Source organism: Pedobacter sp. (assembly GCF_965249885.1).
Classification (GTDB): Bacteria; Bacteroidota; Bacteroidia; order Sphingobacteriales; family Sphingobacteriaceae; genus Pedobacter.
Map to the genome: position 1 here is coordinate 1,240,150 of NZ_OZ252254.1, position 22,314 is coordinate 1,262,463.

Sequence of the window (22,314 nt, forward strand, 5' to 3'; positions counted from 1 at the left end):
ATACCTTTACTCCAAAAAGTTGTAGAAGCACTGCTAAAGGTTCAGCAATTTTCACGATGCCAATCCTATACATAGCAGAATTAACGCATTAAAAAATGCCCACTATACTTTTTATTTAAAAGGTAACAATTGTCTTGATTTTAATGGCGCTAATGCAAAGCAACGGATAATTTCAATTCGAACAGATCAAGACGACAAACCACGGAGGAATATATGGGATTTACGGGCTGGCCCACATATTATGTTAGATATTTTAAAAGCGTAATTAATTGTATACCTTAAAATTAAAAACAAAATATCACAAAAGCAATATCTAAATTTTAATTATTGGAAAAGGTTAGATTTCTACCAAATTATATATAGGTCTATTCTAAAAACGAAATAAATACTAAAGTCAACTTTTATCGCTTCTGATAATAACAACAAAATTTCTTACATGCTTTTATAGCTTATAATCGAAAACACCCGTATCGTGCCTTTTTACAAAACAACATATTTTCGTTATCGCATTTCTAATTAACCCACTACTGACAATATCCTAATACAAAAGCCCTACCTTTGCTTAGTGTAAAACAAACACTAAGCATGTTAATTAACAAGAAACTTATTCCACTTACTTTCGGCGGTCTCGGTATAGGCATTACAGAATTTGTGATGATGGGACTTTTGCCAGATATTGCCAAGGATCTTTCCATTACAATCCCCAAAGCCGGACATCTCATATCAGCCTATGCTTTAGGCGTAGTTGTAGGTGCACCAATATTGGCAATTATCGCAGCAAAATATCCGCCAAAGCGCATTCTGCTCGCATTGATGTTGCTGTTCACATTATTTAACGCCATATCAGCGTTTGCCCCAAGTTACACCACTTTATTTCTTGCCCGTTTTCTTTCTGGACTACCACATGGGGCATTTTTTGGCGTAGGTTCAGTAGTTGCGAGCCGCATCGCACCTCCGGGCAAACAAGCTCAAGCAGTGTCACTAATGTTTGCTGGCTTAACCATTGCCAATTTATTTGGCGTACCACTTGGCACTTACATTGGGCATAACTATTCTTGGAGATACTCTTTTGGAATTGTAGCGCTAGTAGGCATTGTCACGTTAATAAGCTTAAAATATTGGTTACCACAATTGCCTGCAGTTAAAGATAGAAATCTTAAAACTGAATTGAACTTTTTCGCTAAACGAGAAGCTTGGATTATTATTCTGATGATTTCTATAGGAACCGGCGGACTATTTTGTTGGATCAGCTATATTGCTCCTCTAATGACTGTAGTGGCTGGTTTTGCAGAAAGTAGCGTAACTTATATTCTAATGCTGGCAGGTTTAGGCATGTTAGTGGGGAATTTTGTAGGTGGTTACTTAGCAGATAAATTTTCGCCAGCCAAAGCCTGTGTTATTTTGTTGTTATCCATGAGTTTGATCTTAATCATCGTTTTCTTCGTGTCTCATCACCCGGCTTTAGCATTAATTACTACTTTCTTAACTGGAGGTATCGCGTTTGCATCGGCAGCGCCAATACAAATGTTAATGATCAGAACCGCCAAAGACTCGGAAATGATAGCAGCTTCTGCAAGTCAAGCGAGTTTTAATATCGGAAATGCATTGGGGGCTTTTTTCGGCGGCTTACCTTTAGTTTACAGCTTAAGTTATAACTATCCATCCTTAGTTGGCGCCACAATGGCTTTTGTCGGCGCTTTGCTAGCCTTATGGCTGATAAGTTCTAAAAAGCAAAATATCTAACCCCATAAAGATATTATGCTAACCAAGTAAATAATAATTGAATTCTGTTAGCAACAAAAATGGAGCAAACGCTAAGTTCACTCCATTAGTTCATTCAAAAATTCTTCGTCGCGGTGTACTACAAAACTCTTATTGTCCTTCTTTTTTATCGGGCACAAAAGTCATTGAAATAGAGTTTACGCAATGGCGAGTATTTTTAGAAGTTAAAAATTCGCCTACAAAAACGTGTCCCAAGTGTGCATCGCAGTTCGCACAAACTATTTCAGTACGTTGTCCGTCTGCATCTGGAATGCGTTTTACGGCGCCTTTAATTTCGTCATCAAAAGCAGGCCAGCCGCAATGTGCATCAAACTTAGTTTCCGAACGATAAAGTGGCGCATTGCATCTTTTGCAGATATAAGTTCCTTTCTCAAAAAACTTATCATATTTCCCTGTACCAGGATATTCAGTTCCTTTACCTACAATTACTCTCTCTTCTTCTTTAGTTAATTTATTCCATTCCATTTTACGTGTGGTTTTTGATGGTGTTTGCGCTGTGGCTTGTTTAGTTTCTTCGGTACGTTCCTCGCTACGCTGGGCACAAGCAGATAAGCTCATGCCAATTATCATCAGAGCAACTAGCGACGTATGGTTAATTATCGACTTCATTATTTAGCCTTTTATATGTGAATCATTATCCCAATTAAACAAATATAACCACTAAACGTTTGGCATTCTTCATACACAAGTAAGTTTTTAGCAACAAAAAAAGCGTCCCAATTACTTGGAACGCTTTATGGAAATATATTTGTCGAGACTATTTTTTCAACAATGCAGCCATGGCAGCACCAATTTCTGCAGGGCTTTCTACTACTGTAATACCACACTCACGCATAATTTTCATTTTAGCAGCAGCAGTATCATCAGCACCACCTACAATAGCACCGGCGTGGCCCATTCTACGTCCCGGAGGCGCAGTTTGACCAGCGATGAAACCAACTACTGGCTTAGTGCCGTGCTCCTTAATCCAACGGGCAGCTTCAGCTTCCATACCGCCACCAATTTCACCAATCATGATGATACCTTCAGTTTCCGGATCGTTCATTAACAATTCAACAGCTTCTTTAGTTGGCGTACCAATAATTGGATCTCCACCAATACCAATAGCTGTAGTAATACCTAAACCTGCTTTTACTACCTGATCTACCGCTTCGTAAGTTAAAGTACCTGATTTAGAAACCACACCAACGTTACCTTTTTTGAAAATAAAACCTGGCATGATACCAATTTTAGCCTCATCAGCAGTAATAATACCCGGACAGTTAGGGCCAATTAAACGGCTATCTTTATCTGAAAGGTAAGATTTAACAGCAATCATGTCTTTAGTTGGAATACCTTCAGTGATACAAACAATCACTTTGATTCCTGCGTCAGCGGCTTCCATAATAGCATCAGCAGCAAATGGAGGAGGTACAAAAATAATAGACACATCGGCACCAGCCTTATCAACCGCATCTTTAACAGTGTTAAAAACAGGTCGGCCTAAATGCTCTTGACCGCCTTTGCCAGGAGTTACCCCGCCAACAACGTTTGTACCGTAAGCTATCATTTGCTCAGCATGGTAAGTACCTTCGTTGCCGGTAAAACCCTGAACAATTACTTTTGAATCTTTATTTACTAAAACACTCATTGTATCTATTTTTTTGTGCAAACTTAAGTTAATTGCAACGCATTGTCAACTGCAAAAGCATATTATTTCAACTGTTTGTTTTTTTATCGCATTAGCTTGTATCAAATGTGTTGGGCATATCTTAATCTCTTACATCCATCTCGCTATCAAGTGGTTTAACTTTATAAGAAAAGCAAAAGCTGTACAACAAACCAAAAGCAGTCCTGCCTTCTGCTTAACCCAATAGCATTAATGCAATTGCTATAATTTAACATAATGCTGGCTATTGGGTAACTCTGCCAGTCAGGTTTATTTTACAAAAACTCGTGCTAAATACAAGCTTCAACAAACCTCCATCCCACATTGTATAGGTTTGTCAAAGCTGAGTGCAGGTTTGAAAATCTGGAGTTTACATTTCTGGGGTTGCCATCCACTTCTGGCAAGTTAAGTTTATGGAAATACCTTAGCGCTCTTGGCATAGCTTCTTTCCCTTTGCGTTAATGTTAGCTTTGACAAACCTCTATCCCGCTTGCTATAGGTTTGTCAAAGCTAAGTGCAGGTTTGAAAATCTGGAGTTTATATTTCTGGGGTCACCATCCACTTCTGGCAAGTTAAGTTTGCGGAAATACCTTTGCGCCCTTTACAAAACTTATTTCCCTTTGCGTTAATGTTAGCTTTGACAAACCTCTATCCCGCTTGCTATAGGTTTGTCAAAGCTGAGTGCAAGTTTGAAAATATGAAATTTATATTTCTTGGGTCACCATCCGCTTCTGGCAAGTTAAGTTTGTGGAAATACTTTAGCGCTCTTGGCAAAGCTTCTTTCCCTTTGCGTTAAAAATAAACCGCAAAGATAAAGAGAACGCAAAGCCATGTAATGGAAGTCTAATCATCAAAGAGCCTTAGCGATCTTAGCAAAGCTTCTTTTCCTTTGCGTTGAAAAACAACCGCAAAGGATAAAGAGAACGCAAAGCCAACTAAATCCTAATTATCAAAAAGCCTTTGTGCTCTTTGCAAAGCTTCTTTCCCTCTGCCTTAAATAAAAGCATATTCAAATGTTAAATCCATAACGCAAGTACTTGATATCGCTGTAAGCCATTACTTATAAATAAATTTTGAGGGAAAATAAATTTACCGATATTTACCCGCAGGCTCGGCTGAGCGTACTAAACCAAAACCAGCTTCAAATGATAGACACACTGTTAAGCTACGATTTTGCATGGAAGTCATATACCGCCGGACAAACGTTAGCTACAGATAAAACGCATATCTTTCGCATCTCTGTAGACCATCATTTTCCAAAAGTAAAGCGAGCGGTAGAGGAAGTGCTTTCAGATCGCGAGCTTGAAAAAGCTGGACGGATGTTTATCCAAAAAGATAAAGAACGTTACATTGTCAGTAAGTTTTGCTTGAGAACAATACTCGGATTATGCCTTCAAGTGCCTCCAAACGAAGTTAACTTTATATTTCACGAATATAAGAAGCCAACTGCAAACGGTATCGAGTTTAACATTAGCCATACAGGCGACTATGTATTAATTGCTATCGGTCCTACTCCATTAGGAATTGATATTGAACATCTAAATAGAGACTTCGATTTCAAATCTATTTTAGACATCACTTTTTCCAAGAAAGAGATAGACTACATTGGCGATAAAGACATTGATCCTACTAACTTCTACGTGATGTGGACACGTAAAGAGGCATTACTAAAAGCCAGTGGCGAGGGCGTAAGCGACAACCTACACTTAATCGAATGCCTTGACGAGCATTTAGAATATCATAAAAAAGTGTTCAAAATGCGCACCTTTATGATTGAGGAAAACTATGTAGCTAGCATCGCAACCACACTCGAACAAAAAGAACTACTTTTCTGGAATTGGATTTAGTTCTGGTTGTTTAGTCTATTGGTTGTTTGGACATGAATAAAATTGAATAATCATTGTACTTTACTCCTTTGGCTTGCCTTATATTTCCTCAGCATTTTCAATTGCTACGGCGCTTGTTGCTTTCTGGTATTTATCTTCATCAAAAGCTTTTTCACTTTTAGCAATAACAATGGCGGCTATTCCATTTCCTATCATATTGGTAATGGCCCTGGCTTCGCTCATAAACCGATCTACACCTAATAATATGGCAATATGTTCTACTGGCATAATTTTAAGTGCGGTTAACGTACTGGCCAACACAATAAACCCGCTTCCAGTTACACCAGCGGCACCTTTACTAGTTACCATTAAAACCAGCATAATCGAAACCTGCTCGCCTATGCTCAAATCAATCCCAAATACCTGTGTTAAAAATATCACGGCCATTGCCAAATAAATTGAAGTGCCGTCCAGATTAAATGAATAACCAGTAGGAATTACCAAACCAACTACCGATTTGTCGCAACCGATATCCTCCATTTTTTTCATCATGCTTGGCAAAACCGACTCGGAAGAGGAGGTTCCCAAAACAATTAAAATTTCCTGACGAATATATTTGAGATACTTCCACAAACTAAACTTGTAATATCTACAAATAGCATTGAGCACCACAAAAATGAAAAGAAAACAAGTGAGATAAACTGCACCCATTAATTTAGCCATTGGCAGTAAAGTGTGCAGCCCAAATTTCCCTACGCTAAAGGCCATACCACCAAAAGCGCCTAAGGGAGCTAAACGCATGATCACTTTCATCATGTTGAAAAGCACTTTGGCAATTTTATCAAAAGTAACTAGCAGCGATTCGCCTGTTTTACCAGTCTTACTTAATCCATAACCAAATAAAATGGCAAACACCAAAATTTGCAAGATTTCACCTTTTGCAAAAGCATCAAAAATATTCTTCGGGAAGATATGTGCGATAAACTCCAGCCAATTTATAGTACCGGCCTGCTTTGCGTAGGCATCTATTTTTGAAACGTCACCTTCTGGCACATTAACTCCAACTCCCGGCTTAATGACATTAGCCACAAATAAACCAATTACAATTGCCAATGTAGTTACCAGCTCAAAGTACAGTAATGCTTTGCCGCCAACAACGCCAACCTTTTTCATATCGCCCATATGAGCTATACCTAAAACTATAGTAAAGAATATAATTGGTGCGATCAACATGCTGATCAGGTTGATAAAACTTTTGCTAATGAGTTCGGCGTTTGGCGAAAATCCTGGAAACTGCACTCCTACCAAAACACCTAATGCAATAGCAAAAAGTACCTGAAAAGTTAAGTTTGATAATAATTTCTTCATTTTAAGGTTTGGATTGAAGATGGAAATATATAAACTATTTTAGTAACTGCCCAACACAATGATGCAACAGGTAAAAAAAGATAAGGTTTAGCTAAAAAAGCATAAGGTTGTTTTGTTTTGTATATTTGTTAAAAAAATCGAAAATGCGCAGATTAAGATTTCTTCCGGCTGTTTTAATTGGTATTGCCGTAATTTGCTATGCTTGTGAAAAAGTACCAGTAGACAGCAAAATTTTCGTGGAGCGTTACCTTACCGGAACATCTTTTACCAGATGGCCCATACAATCATACGTTAAACTTGAACTTAACGGTAAAGATACCTTAGCTAAAGAGACGATTGATCTGGCTATTGACACTGCCATTTTCAACATCAATTCAAAATACATTAGAGGAACAGATACGGTGAACTTCGCTGTCGATCAAGCTGGCGAAAATATTACCTTTTCTACCAAGCCAGATAGCACTTGGCATATTGAATACTTAAGAAACTCTTCGTTTAAATTGGTGCATCAGCGTAATGAAACCGTAAATGGTGTAACTACAAACTATAAAATTGAGCAGATTTTCAGGAAGTAGAACTTGTTATTTAACGTGAGTTACGGATAAGAGAATTATGCTATTTGCTAGCGATAGCGCTTCAAATCTTCGTTCAGCTAATTTTCGGTCTCTTGTTTTTCGGGTTGCACCAATAAGCCAAAGCATTTTCTTTGAAAGAAACCTGCGAAGCAAGCATGAAAACAATTGAAAATAAAATTACGCTGAATAAATAAGCAGCCGAGAGTTTTTGTTACTTTTTGCGGTCAAAAAGTAAGAGCCCAGTGGCGGCGAGCTAAAAGAACACCTTTAAAGTAAATTTTTCAAGAGTTGTAAAAGTCCTTAACCCGAACTCAAGTTATTTCGCAATCCCTACCGAAGAGAACTGTAAATCATACAGCTTTTTGTAATATCCATCAAGTTTCAGTAATTGTTGATGGGTTCCCTTTTCCTTAATCTCGCCCTTTTCTAGCACAATAATCATATCGGCTTTTTGTATTGTAGATAAACGGTGCGCAATAACGATAGACGTACGCCCCTGCATTAGCTTGTCAATGGCATTTTGAATGAGTAATTCTGTTTCAGTATCCACAGACGAAGTGGCTTCGTCTAATACTAAAACCGCAGGCTGATAAACTAAAGCTCTAATAAACGATATAAGCTGCGCCTGACCAGCGGAAAGTGTTGCACCACGCTCCATTACGTTATAGTGATAGCCGCCAGGTAAACGTTCTATGAATTCATGAGCGCCAACTTGCTTTGCTGCATCAACCACTTGCTCAAAAGTGATATCTGGATTATTGAGCGTAATATTGTTATAAATAGTATCCGAAAAGAGAAATACATCCTGCAATACCGTAGCAATCTGCTGACGAAGGAAGTTTAGGTCATAATCCTTAATAGCTACACCATCCACGCTAATATTACCTTTTTGAATCTCGTAAAAACGATTAAGAATATTTATGGTAGTAGATTTTCCGGCACCAGTAGCACCAACTAACGCCACTGTTTGGCCAGATTTTACTTCAAAAGAGATATCTTTAAGTACATATTTTGGATCCAGCTCGTCATCTTGATCGTAGCTAAACCACACATTTTCAAACGAAATATCACCTCTTACTTTTGCTGGCTTAAAATTCCCAGTATTGGCGGTGATTTCTTGCGTATCCAATACCTTAAAAACACGCTCTGCACCAACCATACCCATTTGTAACGTATTAAATTTATCTGCAAGCTCCCTAATTGGCCTAAAAAGCATGTTGATAAACATTATAAACGAGGTAATGATCCCTGGTTCAATTTTTGGGTTCTCAAGCACCGATTTTGCACCATACCAAATTAGCAGTCCTAAAGACATTGCAGAAATTAGCTCAACTACGGGAAAGAAAATCGAATAATACCAGTTAGAACGGATATTGGCATCTCGATAGCGTAAGTTGATATTTTTAAATTTTTTATACTCCTGTTCTTCTCTAGCGAAGTACTGAATAATAGAAATTCCACTTATGTGTTCCTGAAGAAAAGTATTTAAGTTAGCCACCTCCGATCTAACTTCTTGAAAAGCCACCTTAATAGCCTTCTGGAAAATCCTCGTAGCCATAATGAGAAGTGGCATGGGCAATAGCACAATCAACGTTAATTTCCAATCCAAGTAAAACATAATTCCCATGATCACAATTACTTGTAATAAATCGCCAATCATGGCAATTAATCCTTCAGAAAAGATATCTGCAATGGTTTCCAAATCAGAAACGGTCCTCGTAATTAACTGACCAATTGGAGTTTTATCGAAAAACTTCAATCGCAATTTGGTGATGTGATTAAAGACGTTGATCCGCAAATCTTTAATTGCCGATTGTCCGAGTTTGTTAGTAAGTAACGTATGGGCGTACTGAAAAACGGTTTGAAGAACGAGCAATGCTAACATCAAAATTGTCATGTTAAGCAAGCCATTATACTTCCCTTTCAAAATATGCTGATCAAGCGTATAGCCTACCAATAACGGTCGAGCTGGAGCTATAGCAGCTAATAAAAGCGTAAGCGCTACCGACCATAAAAAAACGCCGCGATAAGGCCTTACGTAAGCCATTACTCTTTTTAATAAACTGAAATTAAACGCGTCGCCAGTTACAGCCATCTATTCTAATTTTAAATAAGTAAATTTTTAAATGATTGAATATTGCTAATGCAAACCTCATTTGTTATTTTCTCATGCTCTGTTTTAATTTTTAATGAGTCAATGTTGAATGATTAAATCTTGTTAAGCGCATAAATCTTACTCCAACATTCTCTCATTCAATCAATAATTCATTTTCAACATACGGATAAACTACAGAAACCAAAAAAAGTCCGCAAGCAGGCACGGATTGTCCAGCATTACTTCTGTTTTTACTTTCAATAATCTTGTTTAACTGCTGCGCATCAATCACGCCTTCGCCAACCATCACTAAAGTGCCCATGATCGCACGTACCATATTGCGTAAAAACCGATCAGCCTTGATAGTGAATACCAAGCCATCAGCCTGTTGTTCAAATTTAGCATAGCTGATGTTACAGTTGTTCGTAAATGTTTGCGTATTGGATTTGCTGAAACATGAAAAGTCCTTTTGACCCAACAGTAGCTCGGCAGCGTTGTTCATTTGCTCAACATTCAACTTTCCTTTGTATAACCATGATCTATTGATTTTAAAAGGATTTTTATGAAAATGCAGATAATAATGATAGGCTCTTGCAGTAGCGTCAAAACGGGCATGTGCATTGGCAGCTACCTCAAATATTCTGTGAACCGCAATGCTGTACGGAAGTAGGGCGTTTACTCCAGTTGTAGCGTTCAGCAGTTGTCGTTCACTCACGCCTACCAAGTCAATATGAGCAAAAAACTGCGTAGCATGTACCCCTGTATCGGTGCGCCCACAACCTAACGAGGCAACTTGCTGCCTAAAATAAGTACTCAAAGCTTTGTCTAAGCACTCTTGTACAGACATGGCATTTGGCTGAATTTGCCAACCGTGAAAGGTGGTTCCGTCGTAACTTAATTCTACAAAGTATCTTTTCGTTTCCAATAGGTGCAAAAATAAAGTTTTAGGCCATAAGTTTTCAGTATACAGCTACATAACTTTTAACTTTACCACAATCAAACAGTTCAACAATTAAACAATTAAACGTATTTTCGCAGGATATGATTCAAAGAATACAATCTATTTGGCTTTTACTTGCAGCTTTAGCAGCAGTATCGTTATTATTTATTCCAATAATTGGATTAGCAGGTGCTGAAGGATATTTTACCTTGAACGGCGCTGGGTTAAAAAACGAAGCCCTAGACACTGGCACCAATTATCCATTACTTATTAGTACGGTTGCAGCAGCTTTGATTAGCGTAGCCAACATTTTCAACTTCAGGAATAGAAAATTGCAGATGCGATTAATCTGGATCAACATTTTATTATTGATTGGTTTAGGATTGTGGATGTTTTTGCTAGGTAAATCTGTTACAGGATTAAAAACACTCGACATTGAAGAAGGAGTCTTTGTAATTCCAGTAGCTATTATCCTACTTCTTTTAGCACTAAAAGGAGTAAAAAATGACGAGAAGTTAATTCGATCAGCAGATAGACTACGTTAAAATCCCATTAAAACTGTTACAGAAAGCGCTGTAAAGTAGATTTTTACGTACCTTTAGCCATTATTAAAACTAACTTAGTGTATATGAAAAAACTTTTACTCTTTTTTTTACTAATTAGTGGACTTGCTACTGTTGGATACGGGCAAATCTTCACGCAAAACTTTAGCGGTACTTCTATAGTGGCTGATTATGTTAACGCTGCAGGAGAAATAAACAAATTTACGGCTATAGGAAGCGGAACAAATAACATTGCCAGCATTACTAACGGAGCATTGACCTTCACTAAAACCGGGGCGGGTACAGCTCACTTTAGCAGAAACGCATCATTCCCAGGCCCGCCTACTGCATTAAAAATTAGTTTCACGTTAAACGTTGCTAATATTGCAGCTACAAACACAACACAAGCACAACTTTATGTCGGTACTGGATTCGCAAATACCTCGGCGGCTCCCACGCTTTCTTCAACAACCCACAGCAGATTAGTTATTGGATTTGATGTAGCGCAAGGATATAATATTTCTGGTCCGAATGCTCCAACTGGAGCGACGCCTTACTATAACACCCCAAAAGTAATTACATGGGTAATCAATAATACCGGAAGCACTTTGAACTATTCAGCTCCAAACGGAGATGCTAAAACACTTGCTAATGACACATGGGATTTATATGTAGATGACATAGGCACACCTACCGGAACGCCTATATTGGCTGCCAGAGGCGTACAATCAGCAAATCTAGCAGTGGAACAGTTCTTCTTTAGATATGACACAGGATCTGAAAACGCAACGATTAGCTTTGATAACTTTGTAATAAATGATCAAACTACTGTACTTCCAGTTGCTCTACACTCCTTTAAAGCAAAAGCCAACCTTCAACAGGTAGACTTGACCTGGAATACCGCAGCTGAAACAAATAATTCACATTTTGAAATACTTCGCTCGGCAGACGGCAAAACTTTCAATAAAATAGATGAAGTTAAAGGCGCTGGAACTAGCACCGAAAACCGCAGTTATGCCTACACGGATAAAGATCCACTTCCTGGCGTAAACTATTACAAATTAAAACAGGTTGATTTCGATGGACAATATTCCTTCTCGGACGTTGATGCGGTAAAATCAAATGTTGCTACCAATAACTTCAAAGTTGCCGCCAACAAACAAAATGGAACAGTTAAGCTAACGGTTTACGCAGCTAACGATAGCAAAGCAACGTTCAAGATTTACGATTTAAACGGCCGCAAATTGGCTGAACAGGAATTGAACTTGAGCAAAGGTTATTCAAATGTTTCGGTTCCATTTAATGGCACTAATGGACTACATATTGCGTCTTTAACTACGGCAACAGAAACTTTAACGCAGAAATTTATTCAGTAATATTGGGACTTGCAAAGTTTTAAAACTTTGCAAGTCCTTAAAGTCAAGGCCAGTTTGTTGTTCAAACTGGCCTTGTTTTTTTTGTTGTAGATTTCGCTTCCCTGTTTAACGTTCGTAACGCCCAACTGAAATATTAGGTACTTGCAATTATTCCCGCTGAACCAAAAAACTTTAAAACAGGCTGCTTTCCTGCGTTAAATAGCCCCGATTAAACGGAAAGCTTTTTTGCTGCACAATCGCAATTTCATACTTCGTGAGTTTTAAAAAACTTACGAAGTATTGCTAATAACCTTCACAAAAAACTTAAAGTGAAAGCGGGACTTTCAGCGGTAGAAAGCACTAAAAATGCGCTCCTAACTACGTCACACCCACATCTACCAAAACAAGACCGAGCTAACTTTCTTATTTACAATTTATTAAGCAAAAAACTATTTGCCAATTTGTGCAAGAAATACCAATTATTAAACGTACCTTTGCGCCTTAATTTAAAAATGTTATAATGATAAACCCATTTAGTAAATTGGGGATAAGTGATGACGTTGTTAATGCCGTTAAAGAGCTAGGATTCGAAAATCCTACGCCTATTCAGGAGCAAGCCATTCCTGTACTGTTAGAGGGTAGTAACGACTTTGTTGGTTTGGCCCAAACAGGAACAGGAAAAACAGCCGCATTTGGTTTGCCGTTGTTAGAATTAATCGACTTTAAGAGCAATAAGCCACAGGCACTAATTTTGTGTCCTACACGTGAGCTTTGTTTGCAAATTGCAAACGACATCAGGAATTTCTCCAAAAACAAGCCTAATGCTAGCGTTGTAGCCGTTTACGGTGGCGCAAACATTATGCAACAACTACGCGAAATACGCAATGGCGTACAAGTAGTAGTGGCCACGCCCGGCCGTATGTTAGATATCATTGGTCGTAAAGCCATTGATTTCTCTAATGTTAAATATGTAGTGTTAGACGAGGCAGATGAAATGTTGAACATGGGCTTCCAAGAAGACATCAACGACATTCTTTCTACCACACCAGACGAAAAGAAAACTTGGTTATTTTCGGCTACGATGCCACCTGAGGTGCGCCGCATAGCTAAAAATTACATGGAAAACCCTACAGAGTTAACCATGGGTACCAAAAACACAGGTAATGCTAACATTGAACACGAGTACTACGTTGTACGTGCCCGTGATAAATATGCTGCCTTGAAACGTATTGTAGATTACAACCCAGATATTTTTGGGGTAGTTTTCTGTAAAACGAAAATGGATACGCAGGATGTTGCTGAGCACTTGATTAAAGACGGTTACAATGCCGATGCTTTACATGGTGATCTTTCGCAGCAACAACGTGATAAGGTAATGAAACGTTTCCGCGAGAGAAGCATGCAGTTGCTTATTGCTACTGACGTTGCAGCTCGTGGTATTGACGTTAATGACGTTACACACGTAATTAATTTTGCTTTACCTGATGAGATTGAGAGTTATACACACAGAAGCGGTCGTACGGCTAGAGCTGGTAAAACTGGTACTTCTATTTGTATCATCAACTCAAAAGAGGTTGGCAAAATTCGTCAGATTGAAAAAATTATTGGCAAAAAATTCACTAAAGCTGAATTGCCTACAGGTTTTGATGTTTGTGAAAAACAATTGTTCGGTTTAATTCACCGTGTACACAATGTAGATGTGAATGAAGAGCAAATTGGCCAGTACATTTCTCGTATCAATGATGAGTTTGCTGATTTGAGCAAAGAGGAAATCATCAAAAAATTCGCTTCTTTGGAGTTTAACCGTTTCTTAGAATATTACCAAAATGCCCCTGATTTAAACATTAGCGCTGATGAGCGTGAGCGTGGTGAAAGAGGTGAGCGTGGCAGTAGAGAACGCGGAGAGCGTGGCGATAGAGGTAGAGGTGCTGAAGCTGGTTATGCTCGTTTGTTTATCAACGTAGGATCAGTTGATGATTTTACAAGAGGTGATTTATTAAGCTTTGTTTGTAACCACGGCCGTATTAGCGGTAAAGCGGTTGGAAAAATCGACTTAAAAGGTGTTTTCTCTTTTGTTGAAGTAGAAAGCGACACAGCAGAATCTCTTCTAGCCAACTTCAAGGACGTACAATACAACGGTCGTGAGGTTAGAATTGAAATGAGCGGTGATGCCCCTCGCAGTAGCAGTCGCGGTGGTGACCGTGGAGGTCGTGGTGGATTTGGCGGAGAGCGTAGAGGCGGTTACGGTGGCGGCGAACGTCGCGGTGGCGGTTACGGCGGTGGAAGAGGCGGAGAACGTGGAGAGCGTGGAGAGCGTTCTGGCAGCGGAAGAAGAGATCGTGGTGAACGTTCAGGCGGAAGTAGCGAAGGTGGTTTCAGAGATTTTTCTGGACGCAGTCGTGAAGAAAGAAGCGGCGGTAGTGGCAGACGCGAAGGCGGAAACGGCGGTAGCGATAGAAGACGCAGATCTTAGTCAGTTCACAGTTTTCAGTATAAAAACAAAAAGTCCCGTTAAATTAACGGGACTTTTTGTTTTATTTCAGTTTACAGTTTTATGCGCCTAAATAGAGACTGCCAATTGAAAACTGTGATCTACTGAACTGGCCTAGTTCTGATTTGGCTAGCTTTCAAATAAATTTTAGCCCCTTTTTTATTGATGTAATACTTGCGGTTTTTGCCATCAATATAAACGTTAGAACCATCTGGCGCCATTTTACCTTTGTAAGTTTGATCAACTACTTTAGCACCACCTTTTACAGCTACTTCTGCCGTTTTATTACCTACCGCAGTTGCGCCTTTTTCTACAGCGTTACCTGTTTTTTGGAGCGCCTTACCAACTTCGGTTTTCTTTTCTTGCGCATTAACATTTGTTGTAAATAAGGTAGCCGCAAACATAGCAGCTAAACCTAATAAATATCTCTTTTTCATTGCTTTAAAATTTAGTGAATAGAGAACAAATAAAAAACAGCTTTGGTTTTAAGAGCTATTTAAAAGAAAACACAATGTTTTAAATGCCTAATAGATTTTAGCGAAACCTTATAGTCGTTAACTCAATTTCTCCGTTAACATTTTCATTTCTGAATGAGGCGATTTTCTTTCATATAAAATTTGATAAACAGCTTCGCAAATTGGCATATCCACTCCGTATTTTTCATTGATGCGGTGCATAGAATTAGCCGCGTAATAACCTTCAGCAATCATGTTCATTTCTAGCTGTGCGGATGTAACCGTATACCCTTTTCCAATCATGTTACCAAAAGTACGGTTTCTACTAAATTGCGAATAAGCAGTCACCATTAAATCTCCTAAGTAGGCAGATTCATTGATGTCTCGCTCTATTGGATGTACCACGTCTACAAAGCTTTTAATTTCTCTAATTGCATTTGAAATAAGTACTGCTTGAAAATTGTCACCGTAACCAACGCCATGACAAATACCGCTTGCAACCGCGTAAATATTTTTCAGCACAGCGGCGTATTCGGTTCCAAAAATATCATCAGAAATATTGGTTTTGATGTATCTAGTGCGTAGTAATTGCGAAAAGTAATTGGCGTTATTTACCTCGGTACAAGCTATAGTTAGATAGGACAGCTTTTCCAAAGCCACCTCCTCAGCATGGCATGGCCCACTAATCACCAAAATATCCTCATAAGGAAGCTCATATTTATGGTGCAGGAACTCGCCAATAATTAAATTATCTTCGGGCACAATTCCCTTAATTGCTGATACTACTTTTTTTCCTTTTAGTTGAGCTGGAGTGATATCTTTTAAACTATCTCGCAAAAAAGCAGCTGGAACGTTAAGCACAACAAAGTCTGCCGCTGCAATAATTTGAGCAATATCTGAAGATACATTCTCTGGCTTCAGCTTAATTTCAACCGCACTTAAGTAACTTGGATTATGTTTATAATTCCTGATATGATTGATAGCATCCTCATTACGCATCCACCAAAAAACTTCTTTTTCTGTTTCGTTATCAGAAAGCATTTTTATGATAGCAGTTGCCCAACTTCCACCGCCAATCATGGCTACCTTTGCACTCATATTATTTTTATTTTAAGCTAGCTATGTTCTTAACCGAGTAAAAACAAAAGGTTTAAAGAAATACATGATCGCATCTCTTTAAACCTTTGCAAAAATAATTAAATATTATGACTTGTGGCGGCTACTTTTTGTTTGTAGCGTTAAACAATTTATCCTTAGTGGTTTGCTCTACCTTAACGCCATCTTTCAACTTACTCTGTATTGCAGTATACGGACCATTTACTATCTGTTGACCAGCTTTTAAACCTGTTTTAACTATAATATACTGATCATTCTGTATTCCAGTAGTAATCTCCGCTTTTTTAACAGTAGATGCCTTTGCATCAAAAAGATAGATATACTGCTTGATTTTTTTATCACTCAGTTTGTTCTTTTGCTTTTCTGTATCTGGAGCCTCGCCATTCTTATCACTATCAGATTTATTTTCTGTAAAAACCGCTTGAATAGGAACAGATAATCCTTTAACTGTTTCACTTTCGATATCTACAGTAGCCGAAAGACCCGGACGAAAAGGTGATGGCAAATCCTTTGCGCCACCTTTAACACTGCTGTAAGACTGAGACAATAGCCTCACCTTTACCGAAAAATTGGTAACCTGATCTACAGAAGCGGTAGCCGCAGTACCCACGTTTGTGGCAGAGCTAGCAATTTCGGTGACTACACCCCTGAATTTTTTCCCAGCAAAAGCGTCAACTTCCACAGTAGCGCTATCGCCTAAGCTTACACGGTTGATGTCGTTTTCATTTACATCAACATTTACCTCCATATTGCTCAAGTTAGAGATTCGCATAATTTCGGTTCCAGCCATTTGTGAAGTACCCAAAATACGGTCGCCCAATTCAATAGAAAGCTTTGAAACTACACCATCCACAGGAGCGTAAATGGTTGTTCTTGCCAAATTTGCGCCCGCCTCTTTCACATTAGCTGCTGATTGCTCTAAACCAAATTTAGCTCCGGTGACATTTTCTTTAGCGCTTTGAAGGGTTGATTTAGCAGTTAAATAAGCTGCTTTCGCATTATCAAACTCAGCCGCTGAAATTACCTTTTTGTTATAAAGCTCTACATTTCTTTTGTAGGTGGCTTCAGCATTAACAAAATTAGCTTGTGACTGTACTAAAGACTGCTGTGATGCCGCTACACTTGCTTTTTGCGAATTGTAAGACGCTACTGCACGCTCATAACCCGATTGCAAAATATCTGGACGTACTTTACATAGCAACTGTCCTTTTTTAACCATGTCACCTTCTTTCACCAAAAGTTCAGTTACCTCACCTGATACTTCAGAGCTTAGTTTTACCTCAGTTTCAGGTTGAATTTTACCACTGGCGGTAACGGTTTCGGTTACTGTTTTTTCGCCTACTTTTTCTACGGTTACCTGTATGGGCTTTTCTTTACCTATTACCCCAGCAAGTGTTAAGATAACGAGCAATCCTAAAATTACTCCTACGCCTATTAAAATGTGTTTTAACTTCATAATATATTTAATATGCCTGTTTGGCGATGTTTAAAATGCTATTTGCTTCCCTAAATAATAATCAATCACTTTTGATTTGAACAACAAATCGTACTTGGCTTGAATCATGTCTATTTCAGCTCTGTTTTTATTTGTTAAAGCGGTACTATATTCTACAGAGTTAGCCAAGCCAACATTATAGCGCTGCTCAATTACATAAAAGGCATCTTTTTGCGCTGCAAATGCATTACTGGTCGATTCGAATTTACTTTCTGCTGCTCTTAAATCGGCTACTGCCTGGTAAATTACTTTATTTAGGTTTATCACAGAAAGCTGTTCTTGTACTTGCGTATTCTGGTAGTTGATTTTAGCTCGGCGTACGTTAGATCTAGCTGTAAATCCGTTAAAAATAGGAATAGACAGGTTTATACCGATAAACTGATTGAAGTTATCTTGAATTTGCGATCCGAATCTTTGATTAGCTAGCGTGGTAATAAAATCAGGAACAAGCACTCTGTCATTTCCCGTTTCTGTTCTACCAATTTCCCTAAATCCGTTTGGCACAACGGCTACCACACTTTGTCTACCACTTGAATAATTGGTTCCCATACCGCCACCAAAACTCAACCTTGGGTAATAAGTTCCTCTAGCCACGTCTACTCCTTTTTGCGCAGCCTGCGATCTTAATCCAGCCAACTTGATATCTGGGAAAATTCTCATCGCTGTATTTACCACTTCTTCAGGGCTTGCATCATTTTTTGGCAACATCTTCGGATCAACCACAGGAACCTGAATTTCGAACTGATTATTTGCAGGCATCTCCATCAACTGGTTTAAAGTTAAATAAGCGATTGCCAAGTTGTTTTTAGCATTGGTTACTTCTAACTCGGAATTAGCTACCTGCGATTTCGCTTGCGATACATCAGCCAATGTTTTGTTTCCTACATCTAGCAATTGCTGTTGTTGGTTAAGCTGCTGCTTAGCAACCTCCAACTGTCCTTGCGCAGCTTTCAATAAATCTTTACTAAACAAAATTTGCATGTAAGATGTCACCACCTGCAAAATCAAATCATTCTTAACTTTCTCTACGCTAGCTTTATCAGCATCTAGGAGCAGTTTATTTTGCTTAATTTGATTAATTTTTTGCCGACCAGCAAACAAATCTACACTCGCTGATAAGTTTCCGCTGGCGGAGTTAAATTGTTGACTAATGTACTGATTGGTTGAGGGGTCAATACTACGCCCAAAATTTCTATTTCCGCTTGCACTAGCATTAACGTTTGGTAATAATGCATATTTGGATTGCGAATAATTTTCATCGCTTAATGCCACACTAAGCTGTGCTTGCTTTACCTGCAAATTGTTTTGCAAAGTTCTATCAATGGCTTGCTGTAGCGTAAGCACTTCTTGGGCGGTGGCAACCTGCGCCAAAGCTAACAGTAAACCACAACTTAAGCTTTTCAATAACAGTTTCCTCATTTACTTTTTATAGGTTTTATTTGGCACTTTAAGTAACCAATAGTTTGTTTTGGCCGTTATTACTGGCGCAATATCAATTCTTCAAATCGCCTTACAAATGTTACTTTTACCAAATGTACACTGTTAGGCCACCTTTTTTTCTCAAATGGATTTATCCCAAATTGCTATGGAATAAAGCTAGCACCGAAAAAATTATTTACTTGACCTTTGACGACGGTCCCATCCCTAATGTTACAGAATTCGTTTTAAATACCCTAAAAAACTTTCAAATTAAGGCTACCTTTTTTTGTATTGGTGATAACATACAAAAACATCCAGAAATTTTTAAACGTGTAAAAGAAGAAGGTCACGCAATAGGCAATCATACGTTTAACCACCTGAAAGGATGGGCTACCAATGATGAAACTTACATTGCTAATTTTTGGAAATGCCAGGAATTAACCAAAACCAATTTATTTAGGCCGCCATACGGCAGAATCAAGAAAAGTCAGATCCGAGAATTAGCTAAAAGTTGGCAACTGATGGCAAACAGCAAAGTAAGACCTGAGAATAGCGAACTACAAATTGTAATGTGGGACGTTCTGAGCGGCGATTTTGATACTGGCATTTCAGGAGAACAATGCTATCAAAACGTGATTAGAAACATCCGCAATGGCTCAATCATCGTATTTCACGATAGCGTAAAAGCTTGGGACAGGTTGGAATATGCACTTCCTAAAACCATTGCTTTTTTGAAAGACAAAGGTTTCAAATTTGAAGTGCTTTAACCTATTTCGCTTCGTTTTCCTTTAAATAGCCTTGGTAAGTGATAGACTGCTTATTGTTACTGTTTAAAGACAAGGAGGCATAACCTTCGTCGCTGATGTTAAATGCCAAACGATAATATTCTTTAGCATCGTTAGTTTGAACTAAAATATCCCAGCCACGTTTTTTGCCTTTTTTGCTAGTGTAAGTAAATTTTTTTGAATTAAATTTTACTCCGCCTTCGGTTTGGTTGATAGGCGCAGAAAACGACCTGCCGTAATATGGCAAAAACGCCACTACGCTATCCGGCGTAACCCTAACCTCATAATAAGATTCATTTAAATTTATAGAACCACCTTGCATGGCGCCAGGCATACGCCCCAAGACCGAACTGATATCTTGAACGTTTAAAGGTGTTGCGGTTCTTGCAACGAAGGTGTATGATTTAGCTTCCACAATTTTTGCCGTAGTAGCTTTATCAGTTTGTGCATTAGCGCTAATAGAAGTGAAAACAACCGCTGCAAAAGCGTACAATATTTTAAATTGATTCATCATTTGAAATTTTAAATTTATTTGTAGCTATGATGTGTAAAACGGTCGAAATCCATAAATGTTTCTTGGATTCCTGAAAATCAGTGTAATGCTGAGCTTGCCAAAGTCTTTTTCGACGATCTGCAAAAAACGTTTCGACAAGCTCAAAGTGACACCTATTATTGGAAATACTTCAGCTTATCTCCAATTTTTGTATTGATTGATCAATCCATTAGTTGATGCATCATGAGAAGTTACCGGAGAAGCATCTTTAAGCTCAGGCTGAATTTTCTGAGCCAATTGTTTACCTAGCTCTACCCCCCACTGATCGAAACTAAAAATATTCCAGATGATCCCTTGTACAAAGATCTTGTGTTCGTAAATGGCAATTAAGCTACCCAAACTGTAAGGTGTAACTTTCTTCAACAAAATAGAATTGGTTGGACGGTTGCCCTCAAAAATTTTAAAAGGTGCCAATTTCGATATTTGCTCGTGGGTTTTACCAGCTTTACTCAATTCCGCTACCACCTCTTCCTCATCTTTACCATTCATTAAAGCTTCTGTTTGTGCAAAAAAGTTAGAAAGCAAAATAGGATGATGTTCACCAATTGGATTTAAGCTCTGCGCCGGAGCGATAAAATCAGACGGGATGAGTTTAGTACCTTGGTGAATCAGCTGATAGAAAGCATGCTGCCCGTTAGTTCCTGGCTCACCCCAAATTACCGGCCCTGTTTCATACATTACAATCTCTCCATTCCTATCCACGTATTTCCCGTTACTTTCCATATCACCTTGTTGGAAATATGCCGCAAAGCGATGTAAATATTGATCATAAGGCAAAATAGCTTGTGTTTCGGCACCAAAGAAATTAATGTACCAAACGCCTAAAAGCGCCAAAATAACTGGCACATTTTGTTCAAATGAAGTTTCCGCGAAATGCTTGTCCGTAGCGTGTGCACCCGCTAATAACTGTTTGAAATTATCAAAACCAATGCCTAACGAAATAGATAATCCGATAGCACTCCATAACGAATAACGACCGCCAACCCAATCCCAAAACTCAAACATGTTTTCGGTATCAATACCAAAGGCAGCAACATCTTTAGCATTAGTAGAAAGTGCGGCAAAATGTTTGGCGATATCTGCTTCGCTTGCGCCTTGTTCCAAAAACCATTCTCTGGCGGTATTGGCATTGCTCATTGTTTCCTGTGTAGTGAAAGTTTTAGAGGCCACTAAAAACAATGTAGTTTCAGGGTTTACTGCTTTTAAAGTTTCGGCAATGTGGGTACCATCCACATTAGAAACAAAATGCAAGTTCAATCGGGTTTTGTAGTGTTTTAAAGCCTCAGTAACCATTACCGGGCCCAAATCAGAACCGCCAATACCAATGTTTACCACATCAGTAATTTCTTTACCGGTATAACCTTTCCACTCTCCAGAGATAATTGCATTGCTAAATTTCTCCATTTTAGCAAGTACAGCGTTTACCTCTGGCATTACATCTTTTCCATCAGCAAAAATTGGTGAATTACTTTGGTTGCGCAAAGCGATATGTAATACTTCCCTTCCTTCAGTTTCGTTGATTTTCTCGCCACTGAACATGGCTTTAATTGCTTCATCCAACTTACACTCTTTAGCCAACTGCACCAAAAGTGCCATAGTTTCATCGGTGATTCTGTTTTTAGAGTAATCTACTAGGATCTCTTCAAACACAATAGAGAACTTATTGAAACGCTCCGGATCTTCCGCAAAAAGCGTTTTCATATCGGTTTGGTTGATATCGATATAATGATCGGCTAAATATTGATAGGCCTTGGTAGTAGTAAAATTGATTTTTGGCAACATAAGATGATATTTTTAGTATGTGGTAAAAATACAAATTTAAAAAGCCACAGACACACAGATATAGATTTTTTAGCATAATTAGCAAAG

General features: G+C 38.5%; 18 protein-coding genes. 7 read left to right on the forward strand and 11 right to left on the reverse strand.

Annotated elements, in window-relative coordinates:
* Window positions 1–585 precede the first annotated feature (585 nt).
* Complete coding sequence (locus ACY2A0_RS05270) at window positions 586–1,743, forward strand: MFS transporter (protein WP_461788508.1); 1,158 nt, start codon at window positions 586–588, stop codon at window positions 1,741–1,743.
* Between the two features lie 129 nt (window positions 1,744–1,872).
* Here the strand turns inward: ACY2A0_RS05270 and ACY2A0_RS05275 are convergent, their stop codons facing one another.
* Together ACY2A0_RS05275 and sucD are read right to left on the reverse strand one after the other, a co-directional pair.
* A complete protein-coding gene (locus tag ACY2A0_RS05275; RefSeq protein WP_461788509.1) occupies window positions 1,873–2,391 on the reverse strand; it encodes a methionine-R-sulfoxide reductase in 519 nt (172 codons plus the stop codon).
* Window positions 2,392–2,539: 148 nt separating this feature from the next.
* Window positions 2,540–3,412, reverse strand: coding sequence for a succinate--CoA ligase subunit alpha (gene sucD / locus ACY2A0_RS05280; RefSeq protein ID WP_461788510.1), 873 nt, complete (start codon window positions 3,410–3,412; stop codon window positions 2,540–2,542).
* 1,163 nt (window positions 3,413–4,575) lie between these two features.
* On the opposite strand from sucD, the gene ACY2A0_RS05285 reads away from it, so the two are divergent.
* Window positions 4,576–5,277, forward strand: a complete 702-nt coding sequence (locus tag ACY2A0_RS05285; RefSeq protein WP_461788511.1) for a 4'-phosphopantetheinyl transferase family protein — start codon at window positions 4,576–4,578, stop codon at window positions 5,275–5,277.
* A 78-nt stretch (window positions 5,278–5,355) separates the two neighbouring features.
* Here ACY2A0_RS05285 and dctA read toward each other — a convergent pair whose 3' ends face one another.
* Complete coding sequence (gene dctA / locus ACY2A0_RS05290) at window positions 5,356–6,624, reverse strand: C4-dicarboxylate transporter DctA (RefSeq protein WP_461788512.1); 1,269 nt, start codon at window positions 6,622–6,624, stop codon at window positions 5,356–5,358.
* A 143-nt stretch (window positions 6,625–6,767) separates the two neighbouring features.
* Here dctA and ACY2A0_RS05295 point away from each other — a divergent pair, with 143 nt between their 5' ends.
* The gene (locus tag ACY2A0_RS05295; RefSeq protein ID WP_461788513.1) at window positions 6,768–7,199 is read left to right on the forward strand and encodes a hypothetical protein; all 432 of its coding nucleotides are present in this window, start codon (window positions 6,768–6,770) and stop codon (window positions 7,197–7,199) included.
* 316 nt (window positions 7,200–7,515) lie between these two features.
* On the opposite strand, the gene ACY2A0_RS05300 is transcribed toward ACY2A0_RS05295, so the two are convergent.
* Both ACY2A0_RS05300 and truA read right to left on the reverse strand, forming a co-directional pair.
* Entirely contained in the window at window positions 7,516–9,294 is a 1,779-nt protein-coding gene (locus ACY2A0_RS05300) for an ABC transporter ATP-binding protein (RefSeq protein ID WP_461788514.1), read from the reverse strand.
* Between the two features lie 154 nt (window positions 9,295–9,448).
* Window positions 9,449–10,219 carry a tRNA pseudouridine(38-40) synthase TruA gene (gene truA / locus ACY2A0_RS05305; RefSeq protein WP_461788515.1) on the reverse strand — a complete coding sequence of 257 codons (771 nt, stop codon included), beginning with the start codon at window positions 10,217–10,219 and terminating at the stop codon, window positions 9,449–9,451.
* A gap of 116 nt (window positions 10,220–10,335) precedes the next feature.
* Between truA and ACY2A0_RS05310 the strand changes: the two genes are divergently transcribed.
* From ACY2A0_RS05310 to ACY2A0_RS05320, 3 genes are all read left to right on the forward strand, one after another.
* Window positions 10,336–10,779 (forward strand): DUF4293 family protein, encoded by a 444-nt coding sequence (locus ACY2A0_RS05310; protein WP_461788516.1) that lies wholly within the window; start codon window positions 10,336–10,338, stop codon window positions 10,777–10,779.
* A gap of 83 nt (window positions 10,780–10,862) precedes the next feature.
* Window positions 10,863–12,152 carry a T9SS type A sorting domain-containing protein gene (locus tag ACY2A0_RS05315; RefSeq protein ID WP_461788517.1) on the forward strand — a complete coding sequence of 430 codons (1,290 nt, stop codon included), beginning with the start codon at window positions 10,863–10,865 and terminating at the stop codon, window positions 12,150–12,152.
* Between the two features lie 499 nt (window positions 12,153–12,651).
* A complete protein-coding gene (locus ACY2A0_RS05320; RefSeq protein WP_461788518.1) occupies window positions 12,652–14,604 on the forward strand; it encodes a DEAD/DEAH box helicase in 1,953 nt (650 codons plus the stop codon).
* Window positions 14,605–14,723: 119 nt separating this feature from the next.
* Here ACY2A0_RS05320 and ACY2A0_RS05325 read toward each other — a convergent pair whose 3' ends face one another.
* From ACY2A0_RS05325 to ACY2A0_RS05340, 4 genes are all read right to left on the reverse strand, one after another.
* The gene (locus ACY2A0_RS05325) at window positions 14,724–15,059 is read right to left on the reverse strand and encodes a hypothetical protein (RefSeq protein ID WP_461788519.1); all 336 of its coding nucleotides are present in this window, start codon (window positions 15,057–15,059) and stop codon (window positions 14,724–14,726) included.
* Between the two features lie 117 nt (window positions 15,060–15,176).
* Window positions 15,177–16,175: an NAD(P)H-dependent glycerol-3-phosphate dehydrogenase gene (locus tag ACY2A0_RS05330; protein WP_461788520.1), complete on the reverse strand. Its 999-nt coding sequence runs from the start codon at window positions 16,173–16,175 to the stop codon at window positions 15,177–15,179.
* Between the two features lie 121 nt (window positions 16,176–16,296).
* The gene (locus ACY2A0_RS05335) at window positions 16,297–17,649 is read right to left on the reverse strand and encodes an efflux RND transporter periplasmic adaptor subunit (protein WP_461788521.1); all 1,353 of its coding nucleotides are present in this window, start codon (window positions 17,647–17,649) and stop codon (window positions 16,297–16,299) included.
* A gap of 30 nt (window positions 17,650–17,679) precedes the next feature.
* On the reverse strand, window positions 17,680–19,107 hold the full coding sequence (locus ACY2A0_RS05340; RefSeq protein WP_461788522.1) for a TolC family protein: 1,428 nt from the start codon (window positions 19,105–19,107) through the stop codon (window positions 17,680–17,682).
* A 113-nt stretch (window positions 19,108–19,220) separates the two neighbouring features.
* On the opposite strand from ACY2A0_RS05340, the gene ACY2A0_RS05345 reads away from it, so the two are divergent.
* Window positions 19,221–19,874 (forward strand): polysaccharide deacetylase family protein, encoded by a 654-nt coding sequence (locus tag ACY2A0_RS05345; protein WP_461788523.1) that lies wholly within the window; start codon window positions 19,221–19,223, stop codon window positions 19,872–19,874.
* Between the two features lies 1 nt (window position 19,875).
* Here the strand turns inward: ACY2A0_RS05345 and ACY2A0_RS05350 are convergent, their stop codons facing one another.
* On the reverse strand, window positions 19,876–20,406 hold the full coding sequence (locus ACY2A0_RS05350; protein ID WP_461788524.1) for a DUF4251 domain-containing protein: 531 nt from the start codon (window positions 20,404–20,406) through the stop codon (window positions 19,876–19,878).
* Window positions 20,407–20,580: 174 nt separating this feature from the next.
* Window positions 20,581–22,227 carry a glucose-6-phosphate isomerase gene (pgi, locus tag ACY2A0_RS05355; RefSeq protein ID WP_461788525.1) on the reverse strand — a complete coding sequence of 549 codons (1,647 nt, stop codon included), beginning with the start codon at window positions 22,225–22,227 and terminating at the stop codon, window positions 20,581–20,583.
* Window positions 22,228–22,314 lie beyond the last annotated feature (87 nt).